Origin of the sequence: Persicobacter diffluens, from assembly GCF_036244895.1 — a bacterium.
In the GTDB taxonomy this organism is placed as follows: domain Bacteria; phylum Bacteroidota; class Bacteroidia; order Cytophagales; family Cyclobacteriaceae; genus Persicobacter; species Persicobacter diffluens.
This window is the reverse complement of the sequence record NZ_BQKE01000001.1, coordinates 3,077,524-3,096,304: the sequence shown is the minus strand read 5'-3', so window position 1 is coordinate 3,096,304 and position 18,781 is coordinate 3,077,524. Positions and strand designations below refer to the sequence as shown.

Annotated in this window: 14 protein-coding genes; 1 reads left to right on the top strand and 13 read right to left on the bottom strand. The window is 44.3% G+C overall.

The window, feature by feature from the left end; genetic code table 11:
- Window positions 1–18: 18 nt before the first annotated feature.
- The 6 genes from AAA970_RS12485 to AAA970_RS12460 form a co-directional block, all read right to left on the bottom strand.
- Window positions 19–732 carry a phosphorylase family protein gene (locus tag AAA970_RS12485; RefSeq protein WP_338237386.1) on the bottom strand — a complete coding sequence of 238 codons (714 nt, stop codon included), beginning with the start codon at window positions 730–732 and terminating at the stop codon, window positions 19–21.
- Window positions 733–819: 87 nt separating this feature from the next.
- Window positions 820–1,647, bottom strand: coding sequence for an enoyl-CoA hydratase/isomerase family protein (locus AAA970_RS12480; RefSeq protein WP_338237385.1), 828 nt, complete (start codon window positions 1,645–1,647; stop codon window positions 820–822).
- Window positions 1,648–1,651: 4 nt separating this feature from the next.
- Window positions 1,652–3,622 carry an acetyl-CoA carboxylase biotin carboxylase subunit gene (locus tag AAA970_RS12475; RefSeq protein ID WP_338237384.1) on the bottom strand — a complete coding sequence of 657 codons (1,971 nt, stop codon included), beginning with the start codon at window positions 3,620–3,622 and terminating at the stop codon, window positions 1,652–1,654.
- A 70-nt stretch (window positions 3,623–3,692) separates the two neighbouring features.
- Window positions 3,693–4,880 (bottom strand): acyl-CoA dehydrogenase family protein, encoded by a 1,188-nt coding sequence (locus tag AAA970_RS12470; protein WP_338237383.1) that lies wholly within the window; start codon window positions 4,878–4,880, stop codon window positions 3,693–3,695.
- Between the two features lie 28 nt (window positions 4,881–4,908).
- Window positions 4,909–6,492: an acyl-CoA carboxylase subunit beta gene (locus AAA970_RS12465; RefSeq protein WP_338237382.1), complete on the bottom strand. Its 1,584-nt coding sequence runs from the start codon at window positions 6,490–6,492 to the stop codon at window positions 4,909–4,911.
- Window positions 6,493–7,310: 818 nt separating this feature from the next.
- On the bottom strand, window positions 7,311–10,043 hold the full coding sequence (locus AAA970_RS12460; RefSeq protein ID WP_338237381.1) for a 4-alpha-glucanotransferase: 2,733 nt from the start codon (window positions 10,041–10,043) through the stop codon (window positions 7,311–7,313).
- 280 nt (window positions 10,044–10,323) lie between these two features.
- Between AAA970_RS12460 and AAA970_RS12455 the strand changes: the two genes are divergently transcribed.
- A complete protein-coding gene (locus AAA970_RS12455) occupies window positions 10,324–10,953 on the top strand; it encodes an NAD(P)H-dependent oxidoreductase (RefSeq protein ID WP_053403858.1) in 630 nt (209 codons plus the stop codon).
- Between the two features lie 124 nt (window positions 10,954–11,077).
- On the opposite strand, the gene AAA970_RS12450 is transcribed toward AAA970_RS12455, so the two are convergent.
- From AAA970_RS12450 to AAA970_RS12420, 7 genes are all read right to left on the bottom strand, one after another.
- On the bottom strand, window positions 11,078–11,275 hold the full coding sequence (locus AAA970_RS12450) for a hypothetical protein (RefSeq protein WP_338237380.1): 198 nt from the start codon (window positions 11,273–11,275) through the stop codon (window positions 11,078–11,080).
- Between the two features lie 691 nt (window positions 11,276–11,966).
- Window positions 11,967–12,329 (bottom strand): hypothetical protein, encoded by a 363-nt coding sequence (locus AAA970_RS12445; protein WP_338237379.1) that lies wholly within the window; start codon window positions 12,327–12,329, stop codon window positions 11,967–11,969.
- Window positions 12,330–13,018: 689 nt separating this feature from the next.
- Complete coding sequence (locus AAA970_RS12440) at window positions 13,019–13,378, bottom strand: hypothetical protein (protein ID WP_338237378.1); 360 nt, start codon at window positions 13,376–13,378, stop codon at window positions 13,019–13,021.
- 502 nt (window positions 13,379–13,880) lie between these two features.
- Complete coding sequence (gene sucB / locus AAA970_RS12435) at window positions 13,881–15,530, bottom strand: 2-oxoglutarate dehydrogenase, E2 component, dihydrolipoamide succinyltransferase (protein ID WP_338237377.1); 1,650 nt, start codon at window positions 15,528–15,530, stop codon at window positions 13,881–13,883.
- A gap of 189 nt (window positions 15,531–15,719) precedes the next feature.
- Window positions 15,720–16,973 (bottom strand): competence/damage-inducible protein A, encoded by a 1,254-nt coding sequence (locus AAA970_RS12430; protein WP_338237376.1) that lies wholly within the window; start codon window positions 16,971–16,973, stop codon window positions 15,720–15,722.
- Window positions 16,974–16,991: 18 nt separating this feature from the next.
- Window positions 16,992–18,152, bottom strand: a complete 1,161-nt coding sequence (locus AAA970_RS12425; RefSeq protein ID WP_338237375.1) for a 1-acyl-sn-glycerol-3-phosphate acyltransferase — start codon at window positions 18,150–18,152, stop codon at window positions 16,992–16,994.
- Between the two features lie 142 nt (window positions 18,153–18,294).
- Window positions 18,295–18,780 carry a dihydrofolate reductase gene (locus AAA970_RS12420; protein WP_338237374.1) on the bottom strand — a complete coding sequence of 162 codons (486 nt, stop codon included), beginning with the start codon at window positions 18,778–18,780 and terminating at the stop codon, window positions 18,295–18,297.
- Window position 18,781: the final 1 nt, after the last annotated feature.

The following is an 18,781-nucleotide window of genomic DNA, read 5'->3' as shown; positions in this document are numbered from 1 at the left end:
CGGCTTTTTTTGTGTCTATTATTTTATAGAAATTTCCTGTAGTAGGGCCAGCACTTTCTGCTGCAGGGCCAGGGAGGAGTTTTTGAGGTGGAGAAGGAATTCATCCTGCGCCAGCATTCCCCCGTCTACCAAATCCGTCACGGACTTAATTCCCAAATAGGGGACTTGCATCAGTTCGGCTACATAGGCTATTCCTGCAGCTTCCATTTCCTTGACTACCCGCTCCTCCTGATCCAGGATTTGGTAATCCGTATCACACATATCCAAAGAATTTCCGGAGGAAATAGTGGTAAATTCCATTTCCAGCTTTTGGGCCAGGGCCTGATCTGTAAAAACAGGATAATCTCCCACGCCGTATTCCTTAAAGCCCGGAATGCTGATGCGGCGGTCATGGTGAATGACTTTATTGCCCCAGTATACTTTAGCAATTTCCGCTCCTTTACTTTTAAAGGCTCCGCAAGTCCCTGCATTGAGGATGAGGTCAGGTTGCCATGCCTGAATGGCAGCAAAAGTGGCTAAAGTGGCGGGCTGCGTGCCGATGCTGTCCACCTGAAAGCGCGGATCCACCCCATTAACCAGCAAGAGGAGCTCTGTCTGGCCGATTTTTCCTTTATAACTGTCCATGGGCAGGGAAGGGTGGAGCTTGTCCATTTCCTCCAGTTCCAGGGCATCCCGAATAGGATCTGCCTCGGAATGCATGGCCATGATTAAAACGATTTTCTTAAATGTCATGCTTGTTAATTTTTTGCAAACTAATAAGCAGGAAGGACAATCAATACCCACAGACGGTAAAATCCGGCAAAGTAGGATTGGCGGGTTCTATTTCCCCCTCCACTGGGGCTTTCTTTTTTCTCTAAAAGCAGCAAGGCCTTCTTTGGCATCCTCAGTAGCCAATAGCTTTTGGAGCTGGTCGTGCAAATATTCGTGCTGTTCGGAACTATTGATGTCTTGCATTTTACCATAGGCGGCTAATCCTTTTCTTACAGCCGAGGGGGATACCTGTTTGATCTGGTCAATCAGCTTTTCCTTTACCGATTCCAGGTCTTCAGGCGCCAGCACGTAGGTGATCAGACCCCAGCGCTCCGCCTCCTGAGCCGAGATGACCTCCGCTCGCATGCACCAGTCGAGTAAAGTGCGCTTAGGGATAATAGGTGCTAATGAGGCCATAACCTGCATGGGCCAGATACCTCTTTTGGCTTCCGGCAAGCTGAGTTCCACATTTTCCAAACAAAGCACATGGGAACAGCCCGCCAGGATTAAAAAGGCTCCGGCATACACATTCCCTTCCACAACCGCGATACAAGGTTTATACAACTGCTGGAAGGCATCGCCCAATTTTACCGGGCTTTGGGGCTCCGGAATGGTGGAGCCCTTATCCTCCACAGGAAGGCCGGCAAAGGCTTTTAGGTCAGCGCCGGCAGAGAAAACATCTCCACGGGATTGAATAACCACTCCCCATATGTCGCCGTTGAAATGCGCATGATTTAATAGCATGGCGATTTCGTTCATCATCTGTGGCGGCATGGCATTTTTTTTCTCCGGCCGGTTCAGGGTGATATACAGGAAGTGATCGTCCACCTCCCATAAAAGAAAACCAAAATTATAATCTTGGGGGTTTTTCGATTCCGATTCTGAATAAGCGTGCATGCCTTTATTTTAAAGTCAATAATACTTTATCGGATTCCACCATGCCATTTTCCTCCACGAAAACCTCATCAATGACCCCTTCTGAGTGGGCAAAAATAGTGTTTTCCATTTTCATGGAGCTCAGCACGACCAGGGGATCTCCGGCTTTTATCGAGTCTCCCTGCTGCACCATCACTTTCACGATCTGGCCGGGCATAGGAGCGGTGTAGTCATCTTTTCCACTGTTGGATTCCGAAGAGGGGTACCTTGGTACCGTATTGATTTTGATGGCCCCGAAGGAAGGACTATGCAAAAAGTAAGCATTTCCTTCGGTGAAAATGCGCCACTTTCTTCTTAAGCCATTAATCTGGATAATCCATCTATCCTCTTCCTTGTCGATAATCTCTGTGGTAAATACTTTTTCCCCTAACAGACATTCCAGCGTATGCGCTTCTATCCGCTTATATTCCATGGGGTAGACTTCCTGGTCAATTTTATAAGAGATTTTCTGGAGCATGGAAAGATTGTTTCTCCAGCCGCTGGGCACATGGCGGAAGTAAGGTTGTTTTTTGCTTCTTTCCTGCCATTCATAAATCAAAGTGACGCACAGGGCTTCTTCCAAAAATCGTGGATCAGTGGGGGTTTTGATAGGATGTTTCACCAAAAAGGAGGTATCAAAATCGCCTTTTTGGAATACCTCATGCTTCATGATGGCATTCAGGAAGGCAATATTATTGGTGACACCCACCAGAGAAGTGTTTTCCAAAGCGTAAGACATTAAGCGCATACTTTCCTGTCGATCTTTCCCATGGGTGATGACCTTGGCGATCATCGGGTCGTAGAAAATGCCCACCTCTGAACCGGTTTCAATACCTGCATCTACCCGGATTTTTGGATGGTCAGGGCAATGGAAATCCAGTATTTTTCCGGTTTGCGGGAAGAAATCTTTGGCCGGATCTTCTGCATAAAGACGGACTTCCAGGGCATGGCCTTTTTGCTGGATGTCTTCCTGTTCCAGTGGCAAAGCAAGGCCCTGGGCTACCAGAATTTGCCATTCCACCAGGTCCAGCCCTGTGATTAATTCAGTCACCGGGTGCTCTACCTGTAATCTGGTGTTGACCTCCAGGAAATAAAAAGACTGATCCGGAGCGAAGAGGAACTCTACCGTACCGGCATTATCATAGTTCAGTGCCTTGGCAGCGGCTACGGCGGCATGAGCCATTCTCCCCCGAGTGACAGGATCCAGTGCAGGGGAAGGACTCTCTTCCACTATTTTTTGATGACGACGCTGAATGGTACAATCCCGTTCGAAAAGATGAAGGGCATTCCCATGCTGATCACCGAAAATTTGAAATTCGATGTGCCGGGAAGAAGTGAAGTATTTTTCCAGCAACATACTATCATTTCCAAAGGCAGCCTTGGCTTCCCGCTTGGCGGCCTCCAGCGCTGAAGGAAATTCTTTGGCCTCATTTACCACACGCATTCCTTTTCCACCACCACCTGCAGTGGCTTTGAGTAGTACCGGGTAGCCAATTTTTTCTGCTTCAGCACTCAGGGTTTTAATGGACTGGTCATCGCCATCATATCCGGGAATTACGGGAACCTCATGTTTGGCCATGAGTTGTTTAGCCGTTTTTTTATCTCCCATCAGGCGAATAGCTTCCGCATGCGGGCCAATAAAGTTGATGCCGGCAGCGGCACATTTTTGCGCAAAATCGGTATTCTCTGAAAGAAAGCCAAAGCCGGGATGGATGGCATCCGCTCCGGCGTTTTTTGCGGCTTCAATGATTAAATCCTGCTTCAGATAGGATTCATCCGGACGATTGCCTCCAAGTGCTATGGCCTCATCGGCTTCTTTGACAAAAGCTTCTCGACGGTCGGCATCAGAAAAAATGGCCACGGTTTTTATACCCAGCTTATGACAGGTACGGATGATGCGTCTGGCAATCTCCCCGCGGTTGGCGATTAGAATCTTATAAATAGGTTTCGGGTTCATAGTTTGATTGTTGTTACAATAAAATACAAAAATCCATGAGAAAAATGGCTTTTTGCCTCATCGTAAATTTCTATGCGGTGACGTTTCCTTTGCGGGATTCCACAAATTGTTTTTCGTGTTTGATCCGGTCTATTTCAAATTTGCTGATGATTTCATACATGATTTCTGAGGAGCCGGCTCCAATGGAAAATAAGCGAGTGTCGCGCCATGCCCGGGCGATGCCATAGGTTTCCACATAACCATTACCTCCATGGACCTGTATGGCCTGATTAATGATTTTCATGGATTCTTCCGCGGTAAATACCTTGGACATGGTGATCAGCTCAGTGGCTTTCGGGCCGATTTCAATGAAGGATTCAATGGCCGAACGCGTCATGGCGCGACAGGCTTCCAGTTGAGTAGCCATATGGGCAATTTTATGGCGAATGACCTGCAGTTCTCCCAAAGTTCCGCCAAAGGCTTTGCGTTCCCGAACATATTGTAGGGCCTGATCATAGGCGTACTGGGCAGAGTAGGTGGCCATTACGGACATCAGTAAGCGCTCCTCCTGAATATTATTCATCAGGTAATAAAAACCTTTATGGGCTTCTCCCAGGACATTGGCTTTTGGCACTTTTACATTGTCGAAAAAAACCTGCGCCGTGTCGGAGGTATGCCAGCCCAGTTTTTTGTCAATCGGGCTGGTGGATACGCCTTCCCACTGATTTTCTACCAATAGTAAAGTCATCCGATGACCTTCCCCGGTACGGGTGACCACTACCATAAAATCGCCAATATTAGCATTGGTGATGAAAGTCTTTGCCCCATTTAAAAGGAAGTAATCTCCCTTGTCTTCTCCATGTGTTTTGATGCCTTTCACATCAGAGCCGGCCCCCGGTTCGGTAATGGCCAAGGAGGCAATTTGATCCCCCATCAGTGCCGGCCGCAGGTATTTTTCCTGTTGCTCTGTAGTCCCGATAGCATTAAGTAAGGGTAGCGGAAGGAAAGTGTGGGCATAATAAGAGCCGGTAAAGCCTCCAATGTTGGCATAGGAAAGCTCGGCCATGATAATGACGGAGGCCCAAAAGTCCATGCCACTGCCTCCGACTTCTTCCGGGAAATTGGCGCCAATAAATCCCTGCTCTCCCATGAGTTTGAAAAGGTGTTTGGGGCATTCCTCCTTATCTTCCCATTCCTGCACGTTGGGGGTGATTTCTTTGGCAATGAATTGGCGGAGGGCATCCCTCAATAATTGCTGTTCTTCATTAAAATTTTTCATATGGGTCGTTGTTTGTTGTTGCTTGGTATTACATGCGGAATACGCCGAAATTCCGACTGCTGTCAATTTGTTGGAGATGAATCACCTCCAGGCAAATGCTCAGGTAAGTGCGCGTATCCGAAGGCCTGATGACACCATCATCCCATAAATGCCCGCTGGAATAATAGGGCGTGGATTTGTAGTCAATGTCTTCGATCAATGCTTTTTTATCGGCGGCCAGCTGTTCCTCATCCACTGTTTTGCCTCCAGCACGGCGGATGATGTCCATCACACCGGCCAGCTGTTCTCCTCCCATTACAGAAATTTTCGCATTGGGCCAGGTGAATAAAAATCGGGGCTTGTACATGCGTCCCATCATGGCATAATTTCCGGCACCGTAGGAGGCGCCTGTCATAATGGTGATGGCAGGTACTTCGGAATTCGCTACGGCATTGATTAGCTTGGCACCATGTTTTATGATGCCTTCCTGCTCATATTTCTTCCCTACCATAAAGCCGGTAATATTTTGGAAGAAAATCAATGGAATCCGATGCATATTGCAGAGCTGAATGAAGTGGGCCCCTTTATTGGCAGCATCGCTGAACAAGACCCCGTTATTCGCTATTATGCCCACCTTAAAGCCATTGATATGGGCATAGCCGGTAACGAGCGTACTCCCAAAGTCAGGTTTGAATTCACTAAAGGCAGAGTCATCCACCACGCGGGCAATGATTTCTCTGGCATCAAAGGGCTGTTTGATATCCGGTGGAACAATCCCATGGATTTCTTCCGGATCATGTTGTGGAGGTTTGACTTCCCGATCTGCCGCCTGTGGGCTTTCCGGTTGATAAAACTCCATGATTTCTCTTGCTTTTCGAATACCGTCCAACTCATCTTCGGCCAGATAGTCGGATACACCGGAGGTTTTCGAATGCATATGCGCTCCTCCGAGCTCTTCCGCTTTAGCATCTTCATTGGTGGCCATTTTGACTAGTGGAGGACCGGCCAAAAATACCTGCGCGCGGTCTTTGACAAAAATCGCATAGTCGGACATACCGGGAATGTAGGCACCACCAGCCGTACTGCTACCAAAGACGATGGATATGGTGGGGACTCCCAGCTTGGATCGGCGGGTAATCTCCCGAAACATGGTGCCGGCATTATTGAAAATATTTTCCTGTTCGGGTAAATTCACCCCGGCAGATTCTACCAAATTAATTACTGGTAAATGATTCTCCCAGGCAATTTCGGCAATACGTTGGTGTTTTTGGACTGTGGCATGGTCTATGGCACCACCTTTCTTTGTTCCGATATTGGAAGCGATGAGGCAAATTTTCCCGCTGACCAATCCGATACCAGCCACCAAAGTACCGCAGGGCCCGAATCCATCGCGCCCAATTCCCGCCAGGGGTAAAAGCTCTAAAAAGGGGGAGTCCCGGTCCAAAAGCAATTCAATTCTTTCACGGGAAAGGAATTTATCTTTTTCGCGTGCTTTTTGAATGTGCTTTTCAGGTCCTTCGTAGCGGGCCTCAGCCAGGTGCTTTTCCAATTGATTCAGGAGAGATGCCATATGCTCCTGGTTAGATTGAAATTGGGCAGATGATTTAATGATATAAGAGTCTATTGTTTGCATTCAGGTTTATGTTGATTTTGGGTGTGTCGGAATTATGGGAAGTTTCCCCGTTCAGAACAGTTTTAGTAGGTCCTTGTTGGGGTGTGTCTTTTATTCCTTATACAGAATATACGAAAAATCAACGACTGGTTGACTGTGAATTTGAATAGCAATGTAAATTTATCAACAGTTGTGATTTCTTGTAAAATGGTAAATAGGTGTAGGTCAGGTGTTTGTTGTTTTCATCCTAAAGGATGTAAGCTTTCTGTGTAAGTTTTATGACTAAATAGTTTAAATACCCTGTATTTGAAGATTGTTTTGATAAGCCATAGTCTGGAGTTTCCTCTTAAAATGGGCAGTAAGAAAACCATGAAGCACCCGTAAACTTAGTCTTGGAGACATTTTATATAAGGAAGCATATAAGCAGCATTATTCATCTTAATAATTGGTGTTTCGGTGAAATGAACTCACGGTTAGTTTGTTGCGATTGGTTTTATCGAATTATCAATAACTCAAATTTGAGCAAGCTTGCTTTCTCCTCATTCATCTGCTTCAAAGCAAAAAACTCAAAAGAGGAAAAACTCCTTCAATTTTTCCGCCAGACAGCTAAAGGAGGATTTATGGATAAATAATCCGGGATTATAATCTGTGATAACCTGAGTGATGCATGATTCCAGGTCTTTCAAAATTGCTACTGTATTTTTGATAGAAATCCCGGGAAATTTTGAGGAGGAATGAGGTGGGGGGGAATTTGAGGCTGAAATTGGAGGTTATAGTGAGGGCAAAAAAAATCCCGGAGACTAATATAGTTACGGGATTTTTTAAATGGTATTTATTTTTTAGGCTCTGCCACTTTCGGAAATTAATTGTCTGATCTCTTCATTAAATTCTTCCTCTTCTATCAGATCTTCCAGGTTCATATGGAAACGGTATCTCCAGTAGTGATTAGGATTTGCCGGAACATTGATCTGCTCCGCCTGAGCATCTTCACGACGAAGTCTTTCATCAATGGCTACCAGATCCTGTATTGGGAAAATGGCCCACATGGCCGGTGACCATAGGTGCTGATTGACCATCTCCCGGGCAATCCATGGTTCACAATAGAAAGGAGAACCTCCCCAATGTCCCAGAATTTGGTTATAAAACTCCTGAGTCTGGTGCGAATCTTCTTCCCACCAACCCCGAATGGTGGACATATCATGGCAGGAAGGGGTCACCACCGACATATAAGGCGCATCTGCCGGATGGCCGAATTTGACTTTTGGATTTTTGGGCATTCTTTGAATTTCCAGTGATAAAATTCCCAAATCATCCATCACCGGCGGAACACAATCCGGCACCATGCCCAGGTCTTCTCCACAAATTAACATATTAGTGGCTTCTTTCAGTGCAGGTAATTTGATCATGGCCTGCTCCCTCCAATACCATTCCTGTCGGTGGTAGTAGAAGTCGATGTAAAGTTCATCCAGTTTTGCTTTGGTATAATCATCCAAATCCTGGAAAGAACGGGTGAAATGCATGGATATGCGAGGGCTGTAGCCCTGTCCGTTGGGTAATTCAATGAATAGCACTTCGGCAATTAACCCAAATAAGCCTTCTTTCAGTTTTTCTCTTTGGGCTTTTTCTCCCATACTCATGGTGGGGTCCGTCGCTAAAGCAGTTTCTACCTTACGTTGGGTATCAAACTCAGGCTTCATTCTGAAAAATCCCGGATGATATTCCTCCAGATAGGTTTCTTTGACCATGGCGGTATTTTCTCCGAACCTTTCGAATAGGTAATGTTCCCGAATGTAGGGCTTTACAAACCTTTCGTAGTCGAAATGAATTCCCCGGTGTTGTATCTCATCCGCCGTTACTGCCAGACATGGATTGAAGTAACCCAGAATGCCCTGTACATTATCCCATGGAATCTCCCAGATCCGGAAAAAACCAAGGATGTGGTCAATGCGGAAAGCATCAAAATACTTACTCATATTGGTCATCCGGCTTTTCCACCAGGCATAGCCATCTTTGGCCATTTCCTCCCAATTATAAGTTGGGAATCCCCAGTTTTGGCCATTAACCGCAAAGCCATCCGGTGGCGCACCGGCCTGGCAGTCCATATTGTATAGTCTTGGTTCCATCCAGGCATCTACCGAATAACGATAAATTCCAATTGGAATATCTCCCTTTAAAACAATTCCCTTGGATCTGGCATAATCAGCAGCTTCCAGCAACTGCTTGTGCAGATGATACTGGCTGTAAAAATGAACGGCTATATCATCGAACTGATCTGAGCCAGGCTTGCAAAGCGCTTCGATTTTTTTCTGATCGTAATCCGCATAGGCCCCCCACTCTTTGAAGTCCGGTGTTCCGTAAAGATCACGCAAATAGGAGAAGGCGGCATAAGGCTTTAACCAGTGGCCATTCTCTTTCATGAAAGCAGTCGCATCCTTGTCTGCGAAGAATTTCTCTTTGGTTTCATCGTAGATCATTTTGATGTAGCGCCTTTTAATACGCATTACCCCATCGTAATCTACTGTGTCCAGTTTATTGAGTTTTTCCCGTACTTCAGAAATAATCTCCTGGGTGGTTTTAGAGGCTAATTTTCCCAAAGCCTCCATGTTGAGGTACATGGGATGCAGGGCAAATACCGAAATGGCGGAATAGGGATAAGAGTCCATCCAGGTATGTTCCGCAACGGTATCATTGATTGGTAATATCTGGATTAACTTCAGCCCTACTTTTTCCGACCAGTCTGCTAGAACTTTAAGATCCAGAAATTCTCCAACTCCCATGCCCTGGCGGGTGCGTAAAGAAAACACGGGAATGGCGACTCCCGCCCCTCTCCAGGGTCCCATCGGATAGCTGAATTCTTCATCGGAGATGATGTGAACGCTGTTTTCTTCACTAACTTCCGCAAAAAGCACACGGTTGAACTCCCGTTGTTCCCAGGCTGTGATTTTTTTTGCTTTGGTGTCGTAAAGCCCATATTTATACTCAACCGGAAGCGCAATGCCATTCAGCGCAACTTCCGCTTGCCAAAGTGATTCTCCTTTAGGTTCCAGTACCAGTGCTTTCGACTCCGCCCAACCACCAAGGGCTTCAGAACTCCCCAATAAACAAATTTTATGGCCTTCAGGCACCCGTGCAGCCGAGATCTGAAAGCGGAAAAGGTCTTGTCCTTTTTTCAGGGTGATTTTTTTCTTTTTAGTTTTACTTGCCTTGGCGGGTTTCAATAAAGCATTCTGGAAAGCGGAGGTGAAGAAGGCATTTTCGGGTCTGTCTTTTGCGCGCCAAAAGTCTTTCAGGTAAAAAGCCTGTTTTTGTTCTGCTGCCGTAAAAGAAACTTTGCGTTCGGTACCCCATTCATATTTCACCTCAGTATGCTCTTCTTGGCGGATAAAATATTTGTAGGATAACTGGGTAACTTTTCCGCTAACGGAAGTTTCTCCACGCCAATGTTCTCCCTGCAGGACTTCCAATGCTAATGCTTTCTCTGGGTCCCAGTTTCCCAACTCTGGTATGGAACCGCATACATAAACACGTTGTCCCCAGTGGGTGTAGTAGTCGATATTAAACTGAACCTTCATTATAAATAGTAATGGTTTTTTGTTGGAAAAAGATGATGGGTTAAATGAAAAAAATAGCGTTGATTAAATAATTGGTTGGTCCTTAAGTTAGAAAGAAAAATAATTGTATTCGTGCATCATTGAATTTAATTTTTTGAATTCATTCGCAAATGTTTGCAAGTGAAAAAATTATGATTAACCCTTTTATAAAAGGATTTGTAGAGGAAACATTTTTGCTAAATAATGCGTAAGCTTGACACTATAATTAATCAAACAAACAACCTTTAGAACAAGGCAATTCATGGATATTCTTGAAAAACTTCAGTGGCGCTATGCGACCAAGGAATTTGACCCTACTCAAAAAATTACGGAAGAAAAGCTGCATCGTTTATTGGAAGGTTTACGCTGGTCGGCCTCCTCTTTGGGTTTACAGGCCTGGAAGGTGATGGTGGTGGAAAATCCGGAGGTGAGAGCGTCATTGGTGGGGCTTTCTTATGGACAAAAACAGGTGGCAGAAGCTTCGCACTTATTAGTGCTTTGCCGGGTAAATGAGGTAGATGAACCTTATGCAGAGGATTATATTGATTTAGTCTCCTCGACTCGCCAGATTCCCAAAGAAGAATTGTCAGGTTATTCCGGCATGGTGAAAGGCTTTATCAATGGTATGGCCGATGAGGCCAAGACCGGTTGGCTGGATCACCAGATTTATTTGGCCTTGGGGAATTTACTGACCATTTGTGCCATGGAAGAGGTGGATTCCTGTCCGATGGAGGGTTTTGACAAAGCCGCGGTAAATGAAGTTTTGGAAACAGCTGCTATGGGGCTTACGGCGGTGGTGATGTGCCCAGTGGGGTATCGTTCATCAGCAGACAAATATGCATCATTAGCTAAGGTGAGAAGACCACTGGAGGAAATCGTGATCAGGAAATAAAAGACTAAAAATAGAAAAACCCGTGGTTACCAGCCACGGGTACAAAAACACTTAATCGTGTTACCCAATCTTATCGGCCAAAGCCGATCAAATTATCTTTTATTATAAGAATGATTCATTGTAGTCAAATGCTTTTTATTTGTTCTGAATCGCTTTCCGCTTCATATTTGGATTGGAGCAACATGCCAGTAATCCCATTATCCTCAGAAAGATGAGTTTTTTCCCGAACCTCCAGTTTTACCAAAGGAAAGAATTGCTCCCCTTTTGGTAGACTTACCAACAGTCCGATAATCAAGCCCAATATGATCAGTATTCTTTTCATAGTATTAGTTTCACTAATTAGAGTCCTAATACTGTGCCAAAAATAGAAAAGGGAGTTTTAGCACGGTGAGAGCAGTTTTTGATTTTTCCTGTAATAAAAAGTGTCCGTTTTTAAGACAGTACTGACTACAAATCGGACAGTTTATCCCGAATGACGTATGCTCAAATTCTCGTTTAGCTGTACGGCAGGGAAAATGAAAGCATGGTTTCTTATTTTGGGTGGAAGGTAAACCAAATAGGCCTTTACTGGTTCATTTGGCTTAAAAGATTTGCTTAGCCCGAATTATTCACCGCTAAACTCATTGATTGTCTGTAAACGACTAAATTTCAAATCGTTACAATTTGTTTTCTTTGATTAATAATAGCCCAAATTTGGGCAAGCTTGCTTTCTCCTCATTCATCTGCTTTGTTGGAAAAAACTCGAAATAGGAAACTATTCCTTCATTTTTTCCGCCTTACAGCTAAACGAGGATTTAAGCACGAATAATCCGGGTAAGGATGGATTTTCGTTGATTTTCATACTGGCCAAAAAAAGCCCGCAAATGATTTACGGACTTTGGAATAGCGACTAATCAATATACTCAGGTAGTAATCAGCTTAATTTTCCAATGTGCTGACCTTTTAATGATTCCTGATTGATACAGATCTGGTGAAGCTTTGCAAGAGAAGGTTCCATTTTTGGGGAAGAACCATTAAAACTGCACCAGTAAATGGACAATTTTATTGAGGTTGGTTCGGTCAAAAGCTCCAACGATTTCTTCACCGGCAATGCGAACCGTTAATTTTTCCAGTTCATAAGTGCTTTGCTTTAGCATGCCTCCGAAGTAGCGCACCACGCGGGTTTTATAAGCATATTCATCCATTCTGTTTAAATCGATGGCAGTGTGCTGGTCCTTTAATTGCTTTCCGCTTAAATCGATTACCATTTCTTTTCCATCGTCGGTAATGGCTACGGTGATTTTATCGCCCTTTACATCTTCCGGGGAAAAATTCATGGCGGGGGCATGGATGGTAGTTATTAAAAGAACGAGTAGGGTGGTTACAAAGCTTCTCATGGTATTAAGGTTCGAGGTTCGTTATTTATAATGCCAATGAGATGCCAAAAAGTAAAAAGGGCTTTTTAAGCGAGTGGGAGGGCTTTTTGTTTGTGAGTCAGTGGGTTAGTGTTCGGTTTTTGGACACTTTTTGTTGAGAAATCGGACAGTTGAACGTAAGGTAATTGTTCCTCTTTTTCCCATGTTTTTTTAAGAAATCTTTCCTTGAGGTGGTTTATGGCCCCTTCTGTCATTATTTAGCTATGGGTGGGAAAAAGGAGGCAAGATGCTCTAATTAAAATTTATATGATCGCGAACACTGAATAAACAGCTTGCACATAAACCGGATTATGGATATTTTATTTTTGACCGGAAAGGAGAAGAGGGCAGATTAATAATTTTATAAAATCGGGCAGGTGAGTGATTCAGCTTTATGAAACAAATAGCGCGGCCTTAAAAAAAGAAAAACTCGCGGGTACCAAACCGCGAGCACAAAACTTAACACTTTCTAGTGTCACCCAATCTTGTCGGCTTATGAGACCGACCACTTAATAATATTTTTTTCAGATAAACTGCTGAATTTCTGTTTGATTGTAAACTATTTAACGATTGCCATGAAAGATGAGTTTCCTCATTTCTGATTACATGGATTTTTTTCTGATGAAAACGAAATCCATTTTTTTGTTTTCATGTAGGAAAAAATATTAAATCTAATGATTTCCTAACAATAAATGTACCAATTGATTTACGTTAGCACGGTCAAAAATTTCATTTATTTCCTCAGTAGCTGTTCTGATGGTAAGCGTCTTGAGTTCATAGGTTTTTTGTTTCATTAATCCGCCAAAATACCTCACAACTCTGGTCCGATAGGAGAAAATGTCCATTTTTTCCAAATCAACAATCGTATGCTGGTTATCCAGTTGTGCGCCGGTAAGGTCTACCACTAATGCTTCTCCGTTTTCTGAGATAGCAACAGAGACTTTATTATTGGTGATTTGATCTTGAGAAAAATTCATTCCATTTACGGAAAGGCAAATAAGGAAAAGTGGAAGTAGGATAAGGTTTTTCATGGCGGTTAAATCGTTGTGTTATGCCATGTTAATTACCAATCCAGTGCCAAATATTAAAAAGGGCGATTTAAGCGAAATAAGGGGTTTTTTGAAAAAAAAAGTCCGGGAAAAGTGTCCGTTTGTGTACAGTATCGGACAGTGGCGGACAGTTTTTATTTCGAAAAATGCACGGCAAAGTGCAGCATAACGATTCAATTCAATCAATTCCTCCCTTTGGTAGGTCGTAGGTGTTTTACATATTTTTTTACAGCCCAGATTTTGTTGAGCTTGTTCTCTCCTCATTCATCTGCTGCCATGGGGAAAACTCAAAATTGGGATCTATTCCTTCATTTCTTCCACTTTGCAGCTAAACGAGGATTTAAGCCTGTATAATCCAGGTCAGACATTCATAATCCGGCTAAAGCGGAAGGCTATCGCGTAATTTGAGCTTTTGTAGCATTTAGTGGAAATAAAAAAAGGCGGAACAAGTCCGCCTTTTGAATATATTTTTGCTTCGAATGACTTAAATATGCACGTCCTTATTCCATGCCTCCAGGTATTCACTCACTCGTTTTACAAATAAACCACCTAATTGCCCATCTACAACACGATGATCATAGGAATGAGAAAGAATCATTTTTTGGCGGATGCCAATAAAATCTCCCTGTGGGGTCTCTACTACCGCAGGTTTCTTTTGAATAGATCCAAGGGCCATAATGGCAACCTGAGGCTGCATGATGATCGGAGTTCCTGCAATATTTCCGAAAGACCCAATATTGGAAACCGTATAAGTTCCACCACTTAAATCATCAGGCGTCAATTTATTTTCACGGGCGCGCTTGGCCAAATCATTTACTTTTTCTGCCAAACCGGCAAGGCTCAGTTTATCGGCATTTTTAATGACCGGAACTATCAGGTTGCCCGAGGGAAGTGCTACTGCAATACCGATATTAATATCTTTGCGCATGATGATGCGATCACCATCCACGGAGGCATTAATGGCCGGATAATCCTGAATAGCTTTCACAATCGCCTGAACGAAGATAGGGGTGAAGGTAAGCTTCTCTTTATAACGTTGCTGGAAAGGATTTTTATTGGCATTTCTCCAGTTGACTACCTCGGTAACATCAGATTCCACAAAAGAGGTTACATGGGGAGCCTGACGCTTGGAGTCCACCATACGGTCCGCAATCATTTTCCGCATACGATCCATTTCCACGATTTCATCGTTGGCCATTGGGCTCGCTTTTACCAAAGGAGCGGAATTTGAGGCCGGAGCAGAAGGCGCAACTGCTTTTGCCACAGGTGCAGCTTGTGATACCGGTTTGGCTTGTCCTCTGTTTTGGAGGTAAGCCATGATATCTTTTTTGGTCACACGTCCTTCCAGGCCGGTGCCGTTTACCTGTGTCAACTCCTGGGTAGAAATATTTTCCTTAGCGATGATGCTTCTTACCAATGGGGAATAAAAACGTTCCCCGTTCGCAGCTAAAGTGGTTCTGCTTGCCGTTGCCTGAACAGGAGCATCCTGTCCGTTTATGGCTTCAGCCTGCTTCTCCGTAATGGTTTCACTCTTGGTGCTTGATGTTACCACTGTCATATTGCCATCAGCTGTTTTGATCAGCGCAATTGGGGATCCGATTTTCGCAAGCTCTCCTTCCTGTACTAAAATTTTAGTAAGCACGCCGGAAGCACTTGCCGGAACCTCCGTATCTACTTTGTCAGTAGCTACTTCCACTATGGATTCATCCGCTTCAATGGTGTCACCTTCTGCTTTCAGCCAGTTGTTTACCGTTGCTTCAAAAACACTTTCTCCCATTGGAGGAAGTACCATTTCTATTTCGCCGCCTGCTTCAGAAGTGTTATCCTCTGCCATAGGTTCAGCTACGGGTGTCGCCTGTGCTGCGGTGCTTTCATTTTTTGCTGGCGCATCTCCATCGGTATTAATCAAGGCGATAGGCTGACCAATTTGCGCCACCTCTCCCTCCTGAATAAGAATTTCTTGAAGTACACCCGTATGAGAAGCCGGGACATCGGTGTCTACCTTGTCCGTTGCAACTTCAACCAGTGATTCATCCTGCTGGATGTTTTCCCCCACCTGCTTCAGCCATGAATTGACGGTTGCTTCAAATACACTCTCGCCCATTGGGGGCAATACCATTTCTACAATTGCCATGTCAAAAAATTGATAAAAGACACAAAAAGTGCCCAATTCCAAATTACGTTTGTTCCATTGAAGATTTTGTTGAAGAATCTTCTGTGGCGAAATCACTGAAAGACCAACGAAAGTTTTGAGTTTCGGTGTGTTTTCAGTGGTTGAAATTCGCCCTATGTAAATATAATCATTTGGTGGGTTCTATGAAATTCAGGACCAGGTGCCTCGCAAGAAGCGTTGGATCATATTGAGCACTGCGTAGGAAGAAAGTTGAATGTTCCATTCCCGGTTCTTGCCCATCAGGAAATGCCGGGTAGTGGTTCGCTCTCCATCAGAAAGGGCTATCCATACGGTTCCCACCGGTTTTTCAGCGCTGCCACCATCCGGTCCGGCAATGCCTGAAGTAGCCACGCCTATATCGGTACCTAACACTTTTCTAACTCCCTCTGCCATTTCAATGATGGTGGCCTCGGAAACAGCGCCATGGGTCTCCAGGGTGGATTTTTTCACGCCTAATATTTTTTCTTTGATTTCGTTTTGGTAGGCGACAATGCTTCCATTAAAATAAGCAGATGAGCCGGGGACAGTGGTAATTAAATGCGCTATATTTCCTCCGGTACAGCTTTCGGCGGTAGAGAGTGTTAGTCCTTTTTCTTTTAATATTTTGCCCACTACGGTTTCTAAAGTTTCCTCTCCGTAGCCAAAAACATAGGGGTGAGCTAATGGTAACAGTTTTTCTGTTTCTGCTTCCAGTGCTTCTCTGAGGGCATCTTTATTTGTTCCGGCAGCCGTAAGCCGTAACTTTACCTGTCCGGGCGAGGGCAAATAAGCCAGTTTAATATTTTCGGGCAGCCGGTCTTCCCAGTCTTTGATCTTATCCGCCAGAAAGGATTCTCCGATGCCCGCAGTTTTGATCATCTTATGGGCAATTACCGGCAGGTGAAAATATTCCCTGATTTTAGGTAGTACGGATTCTTCCATCATGATGCGCATTTCATGCGGAACACCCGGCATGCTTACAAAAATTTTCCCATTTCTTTCGAACCACATCCCGGGAGCGGTACCATTTCTATTGGTGATTTTGGTACATTTTTCAGGAAGCATGGCCTGAAGGCGGTTAAGCTCTGTTAGTTGGCGGCCACGACTTTCGAAATAGTGGCTCACCTCTGCCAGTGCTTCTTCATCCATGCTCATACCTGAATTAAAATATTCGGCCAACAGGGGTTTGGTGAGGTCATCGCTGGTGGGACCGAGTCCGCCGGTGATAAGGGTAATATGCGCTCGGCTTTCAGCTTCCTCAAATGCCTGCATCATTTCGGATTTCACATCCCCTACGGTGGTTTTGCGAATAACCTTAATGCCTAATTCATCCAGCTGACCACTCATCCAATGAGAGTTGGTATCCAGGGTTTGACCATATAGAATTTCATCTCCTATTGTGAGCAGTTCAGCGTAGATATGCATAATGTTGGTTTTTGTTTTTTAGCCCTTTTGTTCCAATACCTTTTTTGCATGCAGGTGATTGGTCAGCGGGTTGGTATACATTCTTAAAATATACGGCATGTAGGCTTCGACGTGGCCGTTTATTTTCAATATTTTATTTTCGATATAAGCGATAAATTGGTCTTTGTTATCCTGAGTATAATGATCTGCATAATGATCATTCTCATTGAGCAAATCAGCACAAATGTAGTTGGACGGCCACAGTTTGTAATGATAATGAATCAGGGTATCGATCAATTTCGCTACGGCAAAAATATAATCGTTTCGATTACTGATATCATCCAGTGCACCTAAATGTTTGTTCAACCCTTCGGTGAACCCAATGTGTACATTTCCTTTGTATTCTACCAGTCCGGTTTGCATGGAAATGATATCATCCAAAGGTCCTTTTTGGTGGTCCGGATTCATGGATTTATTGTAGTGCTCCTGCGCTTTCAGCGCATCACAAGGATCAAATTCATAGCTTATCGCAAAAGGCTTAATGTTCATGTTTCGGATGGCTTCTTTCGGGTCTTTAGCACCCCCCATCAACAACATTTTCAATAGGCCCGTTTGCGTGAAATCATTACCATCTTTGGCCCTTCCCTCTCGCTGAGCAATCCAAACGGATTGGTTTTCCTCTTCAATCTGGTGATGAATGTAGTTGGATAGTCGCTGAGAGACAAAATACATTTCCTTAGGAGAAACATCTCGGTTTACCACAAAGCTTTTGTTCAGCCTGGCCAGACGTCGAACATCCGGATTTTGCAAAAGATTCGAGCCAATAGCAATCTCGGTAGTGGGGTAGCCGGAGCGGAAAAAGGCATAATTCATCAGACCGGAATCCAGGATAATATCCCGGTGATTGGAAATATAAAGTCCGGGCTGGTTGGGCCGGGTTTCTTGAAGTCCATCCTGGGTGAAATCTTTGATCTGGCTTTTCAGCATATTGTCCAGAAATGGGACAATTACTTTTCCCTGAAAATTATGGATGTCCTTTATACTTCCGGCAAAGGAAGTGATTTCTTCTTTGTTTTGGTTCGGAAAGAAAAAATGAAGGGCCTCATTCAGGTACTTTGACTCCAGCAATTCCTGTATGGCTTGCTGTACCTCATGGTCCCGATAAGGTCTGATCGCATCAAAGTCGTTGGTATCTATCATCTATGGTTTTGCGCTATTCAATTAAACCGCAAGTTAAGAATTTATTGTCATCCCTAACTTATTCCATTAGAATTCTTGGCATAGGGCAATAAAAAAGCCCTGTTACCATTGGAACAGGGCATTCATTTAGTTTGTTCTTTTTCTATTTTTCAAAAACGACGAAGTCGTAATCATATGGATTTTTTTCATCTGCCTGATGACGCTCCCGACTGATTTCTTTCCACTCTTCGGTCAGTTCCGGGAAATAAGTGTCGGCATCAAAACTTTCCTGAATTTCCGTGATATATACGCGATGCGCATGGGGCAGAATTTCATGATAAAGCTGGCCTCCGCCAATCATAAAGCAAGCTTTTGGATTTTCCTGTTCCGCTAACGCAAATGCGGCAGGCAGGTCGGTGACGGTTTGACAACCGCTGGCTTCATAGGCTTTATTCCTGCTGACCACGATGTTTAGCCTTCCCGGTAGTGGGCGTCCGATGGACTCAAAGGTTTTTCTACCCATAATCACCGGATAGCCCATAGTGGTTTTTTTGAAATATTTTAAATCTGCCGGCAGGTGCCAGGGCATTTGGCCGTTAAGCCCGATGGCCCGGTTTTTCCCTGTGGCAACGATAAGGTTGATTTCCATG

Coding starts and splice junctions, on each gene's coding strand:
- AAA970_RS12485 (WP_338237386.1), bottom strand. CDS start 732: ATGACATTTAAGAAAATCGTTTTAATCATGGCCATGCATTCCGAGGCA.
- AAA970_RS12480 (WP_338237385.1), bottom strand. CDS start 1,647: ATGCACGCTTATTCAGAATCGGAATCGAAAAACCCCCAAGATTATAAT.
- AAA970_RS12475 (WP_338237384.1), bottom strand. CDS start 3,622: ATGAACCCGAAACCTATTTATAAGATTCTAATCGCCAACCGCGGGGAG.
- AAA970_RS12470 (WP_338237383.1), bottom strand. CDS start 4,880: ATGAAAAATTTTAATGAAGAACAGCAATTATTGAGGGATGCCCTCCGC.
- AAA970_RS12465 (WP_338237382.1), bottom strand. CDS start 6,492: ATGCAAACAATAGACTCTTATATCATTAAATCATCTGCCCAATTTCAA.
- AAA970_RS12460 (WP_338237381.1), bottom strand. CDS start 10,043: ATGAAGGTTCAGTTTAATATCGACTACTACACCCACTGGGGACAACGT.
- AAA970_RS12455 (WP_053403858.1), top strand. CDS start 10,324: ATGGATATTCTTGAAAAACTTCAGTGGCGCTATGCGACCAAGGAATTT.
- AAA970_RS12450 (WP_338237380.1), bottom strand. CDS start 11,275: ATGAAAAGAATACTGATCATATTGGGCTTGATTATCGGACTGTTGGTA.
- AAA970_RS12445 (WP_338237379.1), bottom strand. CDS start 12,329: ATGAGAAGCTTTGTAACCACCCTACTCGTTCTTTTAATAACTACCATC.
- AAA970_RS12440 (WP_338237378.1), bottom strand. CDS start 13,378: ATGAAAAACCTTATCCTACTTCCACTTTTCCTTATTTGCCTTTCCGTA.
- sucB (WP_338237377.1), bottom strand. CDS start 15,530: ATGGCAATTGTAGAAATGGTATTGCCCCCAATGGGCGAGAGTGTATTT.
- AAA970_RS12430 (WP_338237376.1), bottom strand. CDS start 16,973: ATGCATATCTACGCTGAACTGCTCACAATAGGAGATGAAATTCTATAT.
- AAA970_RS12425 (WP_338237375.1), bottom strand. CDS start 18,152: ATGATAGATACCAACGACTTTGATGCGATCAGACCTTATCGGGACCAT.
- AAA970_RS12420 (WP_338237374.1), bottom strand. CDS start 18,780: ATGGAAATCAACCTTATCGTTGCCACAGGGAAAAACCGGGCCATCGGG.